The organism is Sporosarcina sp. P20a (assembly GCF_002743175.1).
GTDB lineage: Bacteria > Bacillota > Bacilli > Bacillales_A > Planococcaceae > Sporosarcina.
Genome location: NZ_PDYT01000023.1, coordinates 1 through 15597, shown reverse-complemented (window position 1 = coordinate 15597; position 15597 = coordinate 1). Strand labels below are relative to the sequence as shown.

General features: G+C 39.6%; 13 protein-coding genes and 1 rRNA gene. 1 reads left to right on the top strand and 13 read right to left on the bottom strand.

Features of this window, described 5'->3' with window-relative positions; genetic code table 11:
* Positions 1-30: 30 nt before the first annotated feature.
* The 12 genes from yabA to CSV72_RS13935 form a co-directional block, all read right to left on the bottom strand.
* On the bottom strand, positions 31-390 hold the full coding sequence (gene yabA / locus CSV72_RS13990; protein WP_099632507.1) for a DNA replication initiation control protein YabA: 360 nt from the start codon (positions 388-390) through the stop codon (positions 31-33).
* Positions 391-403: 13 nt separating this feature from the next.
* A complete protein-coding gene (locus CSV72_RS13985; protein WP_099678872.1) occupies positions 404-1231 on the bottom strand; it encodes a PSP1 domain-containing protein in 828 nt (275 codons plus the stop codon).
* Positions 1224-2234: a DNA polymerase III subunit delta' gene (holB, locus tag CSV72_RS13980; RefSeq protein WP_099678871.1), complete on the bottom strand. Its 1011-nt coding sequence runs from the start codon at positions 2232-2234 to the stop codon at positions 1224-1226. Before holB ends, CSV72_RS13985 begins: the two co-directional genes overlap by 8 nt.
* 68 nt (positions 2235-2302) lie before the next feature.
* Entirely contained in the window at positions 2303-2743 is a 441-nt protein-coding gene (locus CSV72_RS13975; RefSeq protein WP_099678870.1) for a YaaR family protein, read from the bottom strand.
* A 17-nt stretch (positions 2744-2760) separates the two neighbouring features.
* A complete protein-coding gene (locus CSV72_RS13970) occupies positions 2761-3090 on the bottom strand; it encodes a cyclic-di-AMP receptor (RefSeq protein ID WP_009499399.1) in 330 nt (109 codons plus the stop codon).
* Between the two features lie 53 nt (positions 3091-3143).
* Positions 3144-3785: a dTMP kinase gene (tmk, locus tag CSV72_RS13965; RefSeq protein WP_099634805.1), complete on the bottom strand. Its 642-nt coding sequence runs from the start codon at positions 3783-3785 to the stop codon at positions 3144-3146.
* 15 nt (positions 3786-3800) lie between these two features.
* A complete protein-coding gene (locus tag CSV72_RS13960) occupies positions 3801-5225 on the bottom strand; it encodes an aminotransferase class I/II-fold pyridoxal phosphate-dependent enzyme (protein WP_099678869.1) in 1425 nt (474 codons plus the stop codon).
* A gap of 436 nt (positions 5226-5661) precedes the next feature.
* On the bottom strand, positions 5662-6855 hold the full coding sequence (locus CSV72_RS13955; protein WP_099678868.1) for a helix-turn-helix domain-containing protein: 1194 nt from the start codon (positions 6853-6855) through the stop codon (positions 5662-5664).
* A 114-nt stretch (positions 6856-6969) separates the two neighbouring features.
* Positions 6970-8697 carry a polysaccharide deacetylase family protein gene (locus CSV72_RS13950; protein WP_099678867.1) on the bottom strand — a complete coding sequence of 576 codons (1728 nt, stop codon included), beginning with the start codon at positions 8695-8697 and terminating at the stop codon, positions 6970-6972.
* 32 nt (positions 8698-8729) lie between these two features.
* Positions 8730-10448 (bottom strand): glycosyltransferase family 2 protein, encoded by a 1719-nt coding sequence (locus CSV72_RS13945; protein ID WP_369802926.1) that lies wholly within the window; start codon positions 10446-10448, stop codon positions 8730-8732.
* A 93-nt stretch (positions 10449-10541) separates the two neighbouring features.
* Complete coding sequence (locus CSV72_RS13940) at positions 10542-11861, bottom strand: nucleotide sugar dehydrogenase (RefSeq protein WP_099678865.1); 1320 nt, start codon at positions 11859-11861, stop codon at positions 10542-10544.
* 18 nt (positions 11862-11879) lie between these two features.
* On the bottom strand, positions 11880-13352 hold the full coding sequence (locus CSV72_RS13935) for a polysaccharide deacetylase family protein (RefSeq protein WP_099678864.1): 1473 nt from the start codon (positions 13350-13352) through the stop codon (positions 11880-11882).
* 825 nt (positions 13353-14177) lie between these two features.
* On the opposite strand from CSV72_RS13935, the gene CSV72_RS13930 reads away from it, so the two are divergent.
* On the top strand, positions 14178-14561 hold the full coding sequence (locus CSV72_RS13930) for a helix-turn-helix domain-containing protein (protein ID WP_099678863.1): 384 nt from the start codon (positions 14178-14180) through the stop codon (positions 14559-14561).
* A 951-nt stretch (positions 14562-15512) separates the two neighbouring features.
* On the opposite strand, the gene rrf is transcribed toward CSV72_RS13930, so the two are convergent.
* Positions 15513-15597 (bottom strand): 5S ribosomal RNA (rrf, locus tag CSV72_RS13920); the annotation flags it as partial.

Here is a 15597-nt window from a genome sequence, read left to right as displayed (position 1 = left end):
AGCCAATACCTAAAAATAGGAATTGACCTCTCAACCGTTCTGTTTATTTAAGAATGACAGGCAGAATAGACAATCCTCACCTTTACGACTGCTGCCATAGTGGACATTGCACACATGAAAACCTTCATTGTACAAACGAGCCAGATTGTCTACGCCTTCGCCCACATCAAGCTTCTTTGGACGTTCATCACGCGCGGCCTCTTCTATTTCTTGTGTAATCTTATCGATTTCATCGAGTCGCGTTCGTAGATGATGGTTTTCCAGACGAAGCGAGTGGTTTTCTTCAGTCATCTTTGCAACAAATCCAATGAGTTCCCTGAATTGTTTTTGCATAGAATCCAACTGTTGTTCAAAATCCATTACCCTGTCAAGGAAGTTCACTTCTTTCAACTGTTCCACCTCATCATTTAGTCAATTGAGCTGTTTCTTTCTGTAAATCCTCAATCTCACTCCACGCATATTCCACTACTCGTTCAAATGCCGGCATATTCACTTGAAGCACACGCTCCAATAAGTTCAGTCCGACTACCTTCCCTACTCCATCCTGTGTAACTACTTGTTTACCAAGATCGGGCATGAGCGCTTTCGCTTCTTCATATGCGTCATTTTCATACTTTAAACAACACATCAAGCGACCGCATAGACCAGAAATCTTCGATGGGTTCAATGAAAGATTTTGATCTTTCGCCATCTTAATGGATACTGGTTCAAAATCACCTAAAAATGTTGAACAGCAAAGCATTCTACCACATGGACCAATACCGCCTAGCATTTTCGCTTCATCACGCACACCGATTTGGCGCAATTCGATTCTTGTCCGGAAAATCGCAGCGAGATCTTTCACTAAGTTGCGGAAGTCCACTCGACCTTCAGCAGTGAAGTAAAAAACAATTTTATTACGATCAAATGTATATTCTACATCTACTAAACGCATATCTAATTGATGTTCCATGATTTTTTCCACGCATACATCAAATGCTTCATTAGCTTCTTGCTCATTCTCTTTGACGCGTTCACGATCACCTTCATCTGCAAGACGAATGATCTTTTTCAATGGCAAAACGACATCTTCATCATCTATTTCATTACTTCGACTGGCTACTTTACCGTACTCTACGCCTCTCGCGGTTTCCACAATGACATAGTCACCAATTTCAATCGGCATATCCAATGGGTCGAAATAATATAATTTTCCCGCCTTTTTAAAGCGGACGCCTACGACTTTAAACAAACAATAACCCCTCCTGCATAGTAAGCACCAATTGTTCTAGTAAAAGCGTACGATTCATATTTTGATGCAATCGTTTTTTCGCCTGCAAGACGGCATCTATTTTAACAGTTAAACTGCTATAAGTATTTTTGACAGAATGTCCTGTGAAGACTTCTACTTGATCGGGATAGGATATCGTCGACTGCAACCCTGCTTTTACCGCCACAATATCACGGTATGCGAAGAGAAGCAAATCGAGTCCTTGTTCACAATCACTTTTCTCCTTCATGGAAGGCATCCAATCTGTCTGAATGAACAGCAATGCCTCACCCGGAGTTCTCTGTTCAATTGCCTCTACTAATTTTAACACTAATTTCCGTCTCTGTACAAAGGAATCTTCTTGAGCCATTTCATAAGCTACTTCGACATTTGCTGTCATCATCGTTACAGTAGATGCCATAGAGGCTGTAACTCCTTTTTCCACAAGACTTTCAATACTATTCTGGTGATTCATTGGCTGTAGTGAAATTCGCTGACAACGTGATTGAATTGTCGGCAAAATGGATGGATAGGAATTTGTAAGTAAAATAGCTGTGACGCTTCCTTCAGGTTCTTCTAGGAATTTCAGCAATGTATTGGCTGACGAAGCATTCATTCTTTCCGCATTAACAATCACATATACTTTCCGTCCTTCTTCATACCCTTTTTTCGTCATCTTCATAATTAATTCGGACATTTGATCCTTTTTGATATCCTGTCCGTCGGGTCTAATCCAAACTAAGTTCGGATGGTTACCCGATTCTATACGTTTACACGAATGACATGTTTCACATGGAACATTTTCTTTCGGATTCATGCATAATAGCAGTTTTGTGAAATATTGTGCAACCGCTTCTTTGCCTGCCCCATTTGAACCGTCAAATATATAGGCATGTCCAATACGCTGTCTTCGGTGAATCATAGTTAATTTATCAATAACCTGCTTCTGAGACTGCAATGCATGGTCGTGCAACTTCTGTGACATGCAAGCTCCTCCTTAGTTAGTAAAGATGTTGCAAAAAACCCCGTGCTACATGTGAGTGCGGCACGGGATCACGTATATAAATTGATCAGTAGACCTTTGATTTCACCTATTTTGGCAAGTAAATCAATGGATGACGCTTCTTCATCCAACAGTGCTTCCGTCAACGCAATTAGTTTTTCATCTATTGTTTGGACAAGTTTTAATCGGCGGCCTTCACCGAATTGGTTCCATGTATGAGATTGTGTTAGCTCAATACCTGAATCTACCGCTTCTTTCAAAAAACGTTTAATCAACATCTTGTACTTCGCCATATCACGTAAATTCCGGGACCTAGCGAGTCGATCCCCAGCACTTGAGATATCCCCAAACAACCGTGCGATCTGTTCTCCTTGCAGACGAGATCCATGTTTTTCTACCATTTGTCCAAACTTGGCATTACCTTGTGCATGCCGAAGAGGGTCAGGCGGTAACTTATCCATCCCTGTACGGTATTCACCATTGACTTTCATCAGCATTCACCTCTAGATTAAAAATGGTGGAACTGTTCAATTGGCAAGACGAATACAGTAGCTCCGCCTACTTCTACTTCAATTGGATACGGAATATATGAATCCGCATTACCACCCATTGGTGAAACCGGTGCGACCATTTGATCGCGGGAACGGCAATTATCACGAATTAAATCCAGTGCTTTGGAGACTAACTCATCTTCCACACCCATTAGAAACGTTGTGTTACCAGCGCGAAGAAATCCGCCTGTACTGGCTAACTTTGTATTCCGAAAATCACTTTTAGTCAATGCAGAAGATAATCGGTTACTATCTTGGTCCTGTACCACTGCTACAATCAGTTTCAATGTACTCTCCCCTTTTCCGATTTCTTATAAAAACATGTTTCTTTTTTATTATATCATGAATTCTTATGTAAGTTGACTTCTGAACTTACAATTTGCCAAACATTTTCAATTACTTGTGCTGGTAATTGTTGTGCGTCCACCACCTGGATTCGCCCTTCATCCCGTAGCATTACTTCTTGATAGCCTTTATACACTTGTTCATGAAACTCCAGTTTTTCCAAATCTAGACGGTTCTGTTCACGCTCTTGATCTTTCCATATACGGGCTAGCCCCACTTCGGGCGGCACATCGAAGAAGATGGTGCAATCCGGCATATATTCCTCAATCGCGAACAAGTTGATTGCCAGAACTTCGTTGATGCCAAGTTTACGTGCAACCCCTTGATAAGCCAATGAACTATCAATGAAACGATCGCATAGCACGATTTTATTCTGCTTGAGTGCAGGGATGATTTTCTCTACTAAATGTTGTCTCCGCGCAGCTGCATACAGCAACGCTTCCGTCTTACCGTCCATCGCACTGTGGTTTGAATCCAAAATGACTTCACGGATTTTTTCAGCAATAGGAATGCCACCTGGTTCTCGTGTCATGACTACATCTTGTCCTTGTGCTTTTAGGCGCTCTGCAATTTCTTGCAATACAGTCGTCTTACCAGCCCCTTCTGGTCCTTCAAAACTAATGAATAATCCTGCCATCTTCTTATCCCCTATCTATTCAACAACTACTTTTATTTGTTTCGTCTCCCTATTAATTGCTCCTTGAAATCTACAGCCAGCCATTAATAGATCCTGTATTTGTTCCATGTGTTCATGGCTAATGCGCTCTCCCGCACATAAAAGCGGAATGCCTGGTGGATACGGAATAATCGCATCCGCTGCCACTCTTCCAGTTGCGCTCTGCATGTTTACCCATCCCATATCCATCGTATGAAGCTGACTTGCTGTATATACTACCGATGATGGAGAACTCTTAGATAAATAGTTGTGGAGCCGTACTGATGTAGTTTTTTTCTCCGCTAAGCAGTCCATCGCTACCTTAAATTTGTCCACCACGTCAACACAGCGTTTTTCATCCCGTACTTTCACTAAAGGCAGGACAAGCAACACTTGGTATAGATCTGCCAACTCTGGATAAATGCCCCGCATCTCCAATGCCTTCTGCAAGACGAACCCCGTATGACCTGTTGCGCGTATGAGTAACTTCAGTTGATCGTCAGTTTCCACTACTTCGACGCCCGCCAAGTTGCACAAATCTTGAATTAAATTCCTTCTATATAATTGAAAGCTTTCATAGTCTTTTTCATCATACGTCTCTGCATAATACCTTGCATCATCCAAAGATGCCATCAATAAATAAGATGGACTGCTGGACTGTAACATCTGGAGGTAATGTGCGACTCTTTCCACCTTCACAAATTGCGAATGTATATGTAAAAAAGAGGCCATCGTCATCGCGGGTAATGTTTTATGCGCTGACTGAACGACCAGATCTGCTCCGAGTTCGAGTGCGCTCGTTGGAAATGCATCATGTACTATAAAATGTGCCCCATGCGCTTCATCAACTAGAACCGGTATGCTAAAACTATGACACACTTCTATAATCTGTTCTAGATCTTTATTTAGTATGCCGTAATAAGTAGGCGTCGTGAAGACGGCTGCTTTTACATTTGGATACTGTGTAAGCGCCTCTTTTACGGTCTTCAAAGATACCGTTCCAGCCGTTTGTGTCAGCTCATCCCAATCTGGGGATAGAAACACCGGATTGGCCCCTGTCAGTTCCAGTGCATTGAATATCGATTTATGTGCATTGCGTTGTACCATTACCAAGTCACCCGGTCGAACGGTTGCATACAGCATAGCCAGGTTTCCAACAGTCGAACCATTCACTAAAAAGAAACTCCGTTCACTGCCGTAAAGACATGCCAACTTGTCTTCTGCTTCTTTAATGGCTGCTGACGGTTCATGCAAGTCATCAAGTCCTGTAAGCTCCGTCAAATCATAGGCAAGTGCTTGACGCACAGTAACTGGCAAATTGGATAATACGCCGCCTTTATGTCCTGGCACATGGAATGATACAGGTTTCCGGTCATGAAAGTTCTGCAAGGCTTGCACAAGTGGACGATCTTGATACTTCATCTATTACGCACTCCTTTACTTTCATTCAGTATAGCAAAAAGCGACACTCCTGAGTAAAGGAGAATCGCTTTTTGTATCAACCCATACTTTCAGCTGTGATGGCTTGCACAATATTCCATTGCTTAGAGTGTATTTGGGTTAGTTTTTATGTAGTACTACCACAGACTCCCTTGAATGTGTTTTCTGTAATATTGGTTGTAGCACGACGGAAAAAAGTGGTAGAACTATCATAATGTATAACTACTTCTATGTCACTCTCTATAAAAAACCCCTCCAGATTCTTCAAACGAACGAGACTTTCCTTATTCCATAGAAATGTGTCCCAAATTCTTTGATTCGTTGTATCTAGGATGAATGCCGCCAGAAGAAATAGATATGCGGTGCTTGGTTGCTCCACATATCTATAGTTAAAGCATTCATAGTGATATGTGTGTCCTCACGAAATATCTGTGTTAAAAAATATTTCGCCGATGGGTTTATTGAGTACATCGGAGATTTTCTTCATTGTCTTGGCGCTTGGATAGTAAGCTCCATTCTCTATTTTGGATAAAGCTGTACGTCCGATGCCCACCCGCTCAGCCAATTCAGCCTGCGTAAGGTTCATTTGTTTCCTGATTTCTTTTATATGATTGGCAAACATCTCGTTTTCTCCTCTCGCTCTCGCTTTATAATTGACTGCCTTATTTAGAAATTCCAATGTGGATGTTTCCATTCCACCCATACGCCATAGAGAAACCCTCATTTGTCCCTCTTCAGCTGCAACTTTCATCCATTGATACAAAGTCTGCTGATCTCCGTACCAAACTGTGAACGCATCACCGTGTTCATCTTGATAATCAAAGTACATACCTCCACTGGATGGATCTCGTCTCGGTAAAACTTTACTTTTCCCGGCAAGATCTTCTGCTTCTGTTTCAGTGAGGGGTTTCGTCTCATCTTTTCCAAGTTTCCAACTAAAACCGCCAGCCGATAGTGCGATAACCGGTTGCCCCGGAAGTGTACTCATTTTATTCACTACTTTGCGGATGAAATCATCATCTGCCTTTGGACCGGGCTCTGAATGGCCGCCAAATAAGTTATAGGCCATCATGACGTAAACTGGTCCAATTGGAAAATTGTATTGTTCGACGGGTAAATTAGGTTCCAATATAATACGCAGTGACTTTCCTTGTGCTAGAAGAACGTCATATAGTTCTTTATAAAATTGAAGCAAGTTTGGCAGATCTTCTTCATCTATATTTTCATAGTCTATTTCTAAGCCTTCAAATTGATAGGCACCGATGTACGCCAAAATATCATTAATATGCTTTTTGCGACTTTCTGGCGTTTCTACCAAGCGTCCAATTAACTCAGAATCTTTGTGAACGACCGTTCCATCAGGTAGAAACTGATCATTTACAATCGTTAAATCGAGAGGTATATTACGTTCCGTTGATAATTTCTTCATAGCATCAATGGCATCGTCCATTTTGTTCCGCAAATATACGTGATCCTCACCATCAAAATAGGCTGCAAAAACCTGTGCCCTATCCAGACCTTGAACTTGTCGGAGGTCATCCACACCACTTTGCCACTGCCATTCCGTCACCCAAGCTGAAAATTCTAATTCGTCTAGAACTGATAAATCCATAGTTTGCTGTTTTCTTTCCTGGCATCCACTAAAAAAGAAGCAGGAAATTACAATGAGTAATATTCTTTTATTAGTAAGCAATGAAATCTCCGCCTTTTCAGTTCATCCCAGTTATTAGAAATTATCAACTACCCAGTTCATTGCCGACTTGATTGATCCAACAAACGTATACATGAGTTGCTGTGGTTTTTGTATTTCATTTGTGAACAATGTCGTCTGCACAACATCACTGTCCGGCAAGGAAGCGATTGTCACATCACTAAACTGTGCATCATGTATTGGATCATTGAAATCTCCTGGTACCCATGTAGAACCTAGTGCTAGCTTTCCAGCCACGATCTCTTGATTGACGACCAGATTGTTAACAATCTTTTTATCATTCAGCTTGATGTTTAATTTATTATCCTGAAGTACAATTTTTATATTCTTTTCATTAAGTAATTTTTCATGCTGTACTATGTCTTCTTTTTGTGAAGCTGTTTGATCTTGGACTGTTGTTTGCTCCATTGTGGCTTTCGGTATGGGTTTTGTTTCAAGTAACTCTTTCAACTGCCCCGCCACCTTTTCTTCAATCACTAGATGATCATTTTCAAATGCAATTTTTACATATGAATCACCATTATCACTACGTCGTAAGTAAATCGATTGTTGACCTTCAGCAGTACCTCCCACTTTTCCTGTGAACTGTATATCCTTGTTAGTACTTTCTGTCAGTACCAGTTTTCCATACTTTCTAGCTTTTGACGTAAGAGTAATTGTATTATCATGAAACTCCGCTGCACTTTCAATTGTCTTCCACTGTTTGGCCTGTTTTACATTACCTTTTACGAAATTCACCTTTTGATTAGTATCACTTAGAATCTTCATGAGTAAATGATTCGTTGACCAAGATGTCTTTGGCTGGACGCGGGTTAGGTTATATAGTTCTTTATCTTTTGTGTTGTATGCATGCCCTTCTTGATTGAAGTGCATATCAAATGTCTTTCTAATCTCTTTGTCATTGACTTCTGTAACCAATTTATTCGCTGTATTATACAGACCGTTTGCATGCATAATCATGTAGACGCCAGGCATAGCACCCAATTGTTTTTGATACACATCGCGCATCTCTTGATAGTCATTTGTAATACGCTTCTCCATTTCCACTCGGTTCTCACTCGGAATCAAGTACTGATCACGAATGAAATCCATTGAAAAGTGATTGTACGAATCGATTTCGTCTTTACTTATTACTTCTTCATCATCTCGAATATTCAAGAATGTACCTTCCTTATTGAAGATGTTAATGTATGTTAAACGGTTACCGTTGCTACCTAATTCCCAAAATCCGCTTTTTTGCATCTGTTTTAGATGTGAAGGTTGAAGAAAACGCTTATCGTTCTCGTCTAATTTGTTGGCAAAAGAGAGCAATGTCGCTTTGTAGTTATACTTCTTCAACAATGGATTGACGAATACGCTCGTATCCGTACGTCCATCTTCGAAGGCAAGGAACAATGCTTTTTCAGGTAAAGGTTTCTTGTTATTGTAGAAATTCAAAATATCTTGTTGAGAAATCGTTTCGTATCCTTGGTCTGTCAACGCTTCTAGCTGTCGTTGCAATTGTTTTTTTGCAAACAGTGAGTCTGATCCATCCCTTGATACACCTGGATATGAAAGAGCAATAAATCCCCCCTTGTTCTTCCAATCTTTAGTATTCGATGCATCATAATGATTTATTTCGACAAACGTTTGGAACACAAGGAAAACAATAACCAATAAAATACCCAATTGAAAAATTGATCGTCTGACTTTCCGTCGATTCTTCTTTTCATAATCTAATATTTCATTACTTTTTCGTTTCATATTTCATTCTCCTTGTCTACAAACTCATATAGTTATGATTTGATAGTTAGAGGATCTTTTTTCAGCTTCTTCCCCAACTTCTTCTCACGCGCTTCAATATCTTGTGGTGTATCGCGCGTTCCCCAAGTAGATTTCCAGAACGTTACCCACGCAACAGGCATCTGCCATAAAAGAACAGCCTCATACATCAAAACGAAGACAAATCCGAAAATCCACAGACTGCTTTTCCTAAAGAACAAGTACGCGACACTCATCATAAAGGCCATAAGGAATAGTCCCATCAAGAAGGTTATCGGGATTATACCGTGAAACAGCGGCACATAGACTAAGTTGTACAGTACGACAACCGGTGCTGCAATTGGTACAATCAGGCCCACGTAAAAGAACAGAGCCATGAATACCTCTTTCCTCCAAATAAATGTTCCCGCTCGTAGTGATTCACGTAACCAAGAGCGTTTCCAGCGCATTTGCTGTTTCAAAAAGACACCAAATTTGTCTGGTACAACTGTCGAACAGATTGCTTTATCTTGGTATGCTGTGCGGTGTGTTTGTAGAATATAATTGGTCATACTGCGATCATCTCCAAATGTTGCTGGCTGCCCTAAAAACGTTTGATTAAGCCAATCCTCTTGATTCTCAAGAATCAAAGACTTTCTATAGCAAGACAGTGGACCGGATAAACAAGTGACACAGTCAAAGTATGATTCGGCTGCTTTCATTACGCGGAATGCGATGTAGTAGCGCACGACTTGTAATTTAGTAATATTGTTTGTATATTTATTTTCAACATCCGTCCGTCCTGAGACGCCACCCATTTTAGGATCTTGGAATGGCTGAACTAAATTCAAAATAGCATTTGGACCCAAGAAGCTATCCGAATCGACAAAAACGACGAGATCATGTTTGGCCATTGCTACACCATCCACTAAAGCTTTCCGTTTCCCGCCGTTTTTCGGCATTACGTATACTTGTAAACGTTCTTTAATTTTGTATACCTCATCTTCTTGTTCTAGCCTTTCGACTGCTTTCCAGATATTTTCAACCGTGAGATCGGTAGACTGGTCATCTACGACAATTACCTCTAGCTGTTCGATTGGATAGTTTTGATTTAGACAACCGAGTATTGTTTTATGAATCCATTCTTCTTCATTAAATACTGGAATAATAATGGAAACACCTGGGCGATAATTTGAATTGATTGGTACATTCCTATAGAATGCACCAAATATATACCGAGTTAGCAAAAACGTAGCTGCAATCAGACTGTAGAAATAAATGAACTTATTAAATTTAAAATAAACTAGACTTTCAAAGCGCATTAATACGATAAAAAATGCCACAAGTAAGAGACTGGCAAGTGTGAAGGTCGTAATAAATCTCCACTTCGTTCGTTGAAAGTAGGAATCCAGCGACTCGACGAATTGGAAGACCATTTTCCAAGTGATTTCGTTATTCGACGTCTTCACTTCTTGCCAAGTAACTATTCCTCGGATCCTCACCGTGGACTCGTAACCTTCCTCCATCGTCCCTTCAGGAATTTTGAAACGTAAGTTGACGACATCTCCTGACTTCAGTGAATTCATGGACGGATCGAAGTCTACAATTAGCTCTGTTTTAGATATTTCGATAGCTCTCGTTTTCATTTTGGTACTGCTTTTTTTGTTTCTCATTGTTACGTTGAAATTACATGAGTAGGAATCTTTCAACAGACGATTGGTTTCGACCATTTGGCCTTCTTCATTTCTTTGCATTATTGGGATATTTGGAAGAAGGGTCGATTCACTAGTGTGTCTAATTATTGTTTTGGCATTTGATTTTTCTTTCACCATAATTCCACACCTTTCTTATAAACTCCAATACCGTATATTCTCATCTTGAAATTCTTTTTTATTATAGATCCCCTTAACATCTACCAGTAATTTAGTAGTTTCCATTTCGAACATTCTTTGGAAGTCTTCCAATGTGAGTCCTCTATATGCTTCATGTGGTACTGCTACAATCACTGCGTGCAAGTCTTTGAATTCATCTATGGAAGCAAGTGTGATATCGCATTGTTCCTTTACCGCTTGGGGGTCTGCCAATGGATCTGCGACAATTGGTTCGATTCCATACTCTTTTAATTCCTTGATGATATCGAGTACTTTTGTATTACGAAAGTCAGGACAATCTTCTTTAAAAGTTAGACCTAATACACCTACTTTGATAGTATTCATATTCATTTTCTGCTGCACAAGAATCTTGAGGATGTGCTGGGAAATATATGCTGCCATCGAATCATTGATATGGCGCCCTGCAAGTAATATTTTAGATCGGTAACCGCAGTCCTCTGCTTTATACGTTAAATAATAGGGATCGATTCCTATACAGTGACCGCCTACTAATCCCGGAGAGAATGGTAGGAAGTTCCACTTCGTTTTTGCTGCACGCAATACTGCCTGTGTATCGATCTTCATTTGATTAAACAACATGGAGAGTTCATTCATGAAAGCAATATTAATATCCCGCTGTGCATTTTCGATAACTTTTGCTGCTTCCGCTACTTTGATACATTCCGCTCGGTATACGCCAGCATCGATAATCATTTCATAGACACTTGCGACTGTATTTAGAGTTTCCTCATCACTGCCAGAAACAATTTTAATAATGTTTTCCAGTCTATGGATTTGATCACCTGGATTAATGCGCTCAGGCGAATAGCCTACTGTAAAATCCGTACCAAATTTCAGGTTGGATGCGACTTCGAGCTCAAGAATGCACACTTCCTCTGTAACTCCGGGATATACAGTTGATTCATAGACCACGACTGAACCCTTCTTCATATTTCGTCCTACCACTTGGCTGGCTAACTGGAGAGCTTTTAGGTCGGGAAGGTTTCCAGACTGAATTGGCGTTGGAACTGCCACGACGAAAAACTTGGCGTCTTGCAAGTCCCTTTCGTTTGATGTAAATAACATGCTCGTATCGCGGACCCGTTCATCTCCAACATCACCTGTCACGTCAATTCCAGCAAATAACTGATCAATCTTCTTTTCGCTAACATCAAAACCAATGACATCAGCCACTTCAGAAAAAGCGATAGCTACCGGTAGTCCGACGTAACCTAAACCAACCACTGCAATCTTTTCTTGTTTATACATGATTTGCTCGTATAATGAATTCGTCATTCATACCATCTCCATCTTTTAGTTATTCTTCATTCGCATCAATTCTGTCATGTGTTTAAATGTGTAGCCTTGTTCGCGTAATGTATGGATCACTTTAGGAAGTGCATCAATCGTCTGCGTACCATCCAAGATATGAAGTACTATGACACTTCCTTCTCCGCGTTTATTGAGAATACGTTTAACGATCTCATCTGCATCATTTGCTGTATCCCAGTCAAATGGTGTGACATCGTACAATGCAATACTTTTATAACCTGTAGCCATCGCAATTTTCGCTGTATTTTCATCTATTTCACCAGTTGCAGGTCGAAACAGCATAGTCGGTTTGGCTTGTATCGCTTCAGTAATGACCTGATGCGCTTTAACTAAATCCTCTTGCAGTTCTTCCGGTGTCATTCCAGTTACTACTTGATGACTGTATGAGTGGCTTGCAACTTCATGGCCTTGCTCATAAATAGCGCGTGCTAAGTTTGGATTCTTCTCAACACCTTTACCAATCAAGAAGAATGTGGAAGGTACTTTCTCCTCTTTCAAGATGTCGAGAATCTTTGATACTGTGTAATCGCTTGCCCAGTCGTCAAATGTCAGTGCAATTACTTTATCTTCTGTAGGGGCATCGTAGAAGATATTTGGTTTAATATCTTTATAGTTTGGATTGATTTTAATTTGATCATAGCCTGTGATTTGTTCTAATGGTTTACGCTTGGTACCTCTATCAACTAGTTCTTTTAGTGGGACTAATTTATAACCTGTTTTTTCAACAGCTTTTGCGATATACGGAATAGCACCAACAATCTCAGGATTAATATCCGTATGCATAGAAATGATTGACCCGCGTGTTATATATCTTTCAATATATTCGCCAATTGATTTTGCTCCCTGCATATCCCCTTCTCGCGGGTTGATCGTGTAATTAATAACCGCATCCATACCCAGCTGTGCAGTTATAGCTTGAAGATCCTCATTGTATTCACCTGATCTTGTTCTGACATAACGAGGCGATACACCGGTTTCATTGCGAATTACTTCATTACTGAGTTTGACTTCTTTATACAGTTGCTCATAACTTATATTGCGAAGATCCTTTTGGTTTAGTGTATTATTTTCTATTTCATGACCATGTTCCAAAATCATTTTGGCGATTTCCGGCTCTTCTGCTACCCGAATGCCCGGCAAAAAGAATGTAGCTGGCATATGATTTTCTTCTAGTGCATCCAAAAGTGAAGTCATCGTTTTTTTATCCGCCATTCCGTTAAAAGTAAGTGATACTTCCTTTCTAGTAGTCCACACATAGGAAAGAACTTCACTTTTCTCCCCCATGTATGGATCTACCTTTTCACTGGCTAGGGCAACTGCGGCTGAATTGTTACTCTTTTTTCCACCAAATAATGGTGAACATCCACCTATCACCAATAAAGAACTAAGAAGTAACAAAAGTGAAGTAGATTTAAATTTGCTAAGACTATAAGATTCTTGATTTTCATAACGCATTCTCAACACCTACACTTTCCGTATCATGTTAATTTTTTATACTGTTGTACGTAATCTTTTAATACATAGTGCAGAGTTTGTTTGATGTATGCTAATCGACTCGTGTTAATAGGAAATTCGGATCTGCTGAGATGTTTATTTATAAGTACATTTAATCTACGTTACAGACTCATAACTTTCTTTTCATTGCAATGCTTATTGTTCATGCCTGACATTACTAGCACTCCATTGGAACCAAACTACGAACCTAGTAAATACAGATGACTGTAAAACTACCATTTACATATTCCAAAGTAGTTTTCAATTACAACAAAGTTATTTACGATCTCCTTTCTATTACTTATGTTTGTGTTGTTTTTCTAAACAAATAGAGTAAAAAAACCTTTTTGTTTAGCCTTACAACACATATTATGATGTTTTGTTCTTTTTGTCAACACATTTATTAATTCTGCGACTGTTTTAGTATGAAATACAAAGCAAAGTTTTATATTCTTTAGCTATTGTTAATGTGTTTGACATTACACAATAAATTATTAAGATTAGGGATATGAAGTATAGTAGTAAATATAAAAAACGTGTAAAATGATTATATAGCATAAAACATGGATTGTTAGTAGTAGATTATACAATCGTCCTTTTAACTTCAATTCACTAGGAGTATAGACCTTCAAATTTAATTATAGTATTGTTTTATATTTTTTTAGGTATAGTCTTTTTACCTAAAAAAATTAAAACTACTATTTCTGTTATTTATCAATATATAGGTTATGATAGTAGCACATACTCTTCAATAATGATTTGCCAATAGCTAAGGAGGAGATATATTTGAATGAATTTGGAATACGCCTACGGAAATTACGTGAACAGAGACAAATGACTTTACGTTATTTAGCGGACCTGGCTAACCTAAGCTACTCCTTCATCTCTTCATTGGAAAAAGGTAGATACAACCCTTCTCGTGAAACGATTTGTGCACTAGCAGCTGCATTAGAGGCAGATAAAAATGAGTTACTAATATTGGCTGGTTACCTGCCTAATGAGACAGTAGATCAAGCTATTTCTTCATCAAAAAATAATAAATCGTCTAAAGTACTTGAACTAGAGAATTTATTGCAAGAACAAATATCCTTTAATGGCGTAAAGCTATCGGACGCAGATAAAAATGCATTGTTAGCTTTCATGCAAACAATGTATAGTTTAAAAAAATAATCTTTTCACCCAATTTAGATTTTCTAACAATACTCAATAGTATTTTACATCATTCTACTATATAATAACTGTAGAATGATTTTTCTATTCACAAGTATGCATGTTGATGCATTTAGTATACTTCACGCTTTATCATTTGAACCCAGCATTCCAGTACTTGCTGAATAGATAGATGTTTGCTACCCCTCCTGTCGCTCGAGTCTTCATTCTATTTATTTAGGAGTTGAGCAGTATGCCGGCTTATATGGTTAATGAGTATTATGTTTTTACGTCGTACGAAGAGATGTCTTCTCTTATTCATGATATCATCCACTACTCTCGTCTACCCACACAACAAGACCGACATTCGTTTTCAATACTTACTGGTGATCTAGACACTACCACACTTAAGTTCCAATCAGACAATGGGCATTGCATTACTGTACGCTACGAAAGCGAAGACGACATTTACTACTCCGTATGATTAGTTAGCCCGCTTCAATGAAATTGAATAGAAATATCTGCTATCTAATCCATGGGCTTTCCGACATGGATTCTTTTGTGTATTGTCGCGGTTATTTAGTGAGTTCTGGCTGCTATAGCAAGTAGAACGTCATAGTAGATGGTTGGCGTGATATTTAAAGGGGAAGTTGCGACGCTATGTGATAGAGCGCTTGATGTGGTTTAGTGAGCGGGTACGTGGGCCCATTGAGCGTTTGCTGGGATTCATTGAGCGGATAAGCGGGAAGATTGAGCTCTTACCGGGACTCATTGAGCGGATAAACCGAGCAATAGAGCGCTCGCCGAGACTCATTGAGCGGTTAAGCTGAGAGATTGAGCGCTTGCCCTCATACATAAAGCAGATATTGAAAATTTATGAGTGCGTGAAGTACGAGTTCCCCAATCCTAAATTCAATCAATTTCCATTATAAAACACAAAAAAGCCACTCCCCAAAGGGAATGGCTTCGCGTGCCTAGCAACGTCCTACTCTCACAGGGGGAAACCCCCAACTACCATCGGCGCTGAAGAGCTTAACTTCCGTGTTCGGTATGGGAA

Bases quoted from the DNA above. Each gene is read 5' to 3' on its own strand.
- CSV72_RS13935 (WP_099678864.1), bottom strand. From the start codon at position 13,352: ATGCGTTATGAAAATCAAGAATCTTATAGTCTTAGCAAATTTAAATCT.
- CSV72_RS13950 (WP_099678867.1), bottom strand. From the start codon at position 8,697: ATGAAACGAAAAAGTAATGAAATATTAGATTATGAAAAGAAGAATCGA.
- CSV72_RS13960 (WP_099678869.1), bottom strand. From the start codon at position 5,225: ATGAAGTATCAAGATCGTCCACTTGTGCAAGCCTTGCAGAACTTTCAT.
- holB (WP_099678871.1), bottom strand. From the start codon at position 2,234: ATGTCACAGAAGTTGCACGACCATGCATTGCAGTCTCAGAAGCAGGTT.
- CSV72_RS13955 (WP_099678868.1), bottom strand. From the start codon at position 6,855: ATGGATTTATCAGTTCTAGACGAATTAGAATTTTCAGCTTGGGTGACG.
- CSV72_RS13940 (WP_099678865.1), bottom strand. From the start codon at position 11,861: ATGACGAATTCATTATACGAGCAAATCATGTATAAACAAGAAAAGATT.
- tmk (WP_099634805.1), bottom strand. From the start codon at position 3,785: ATGGCAGGATTATTCATTAGTTTTGAAGGACCAGAAGGGGCTGGTAAG.
- CSV72_RS13945 (WP_369802926.1), bottom strand. From the start codon at position 10,448: ATGCAAAGAAATGAAGAAGGCCAAATGGTCGAAACCAATCGTCTGTTG.
- CSV72_RS13975 (WP_099678870.1), bottom strand. From the start codon at position 2,743: ATGAAAGTCAATGGTGAATACCGTACAGGGATGGATAAGTTACCGCCT.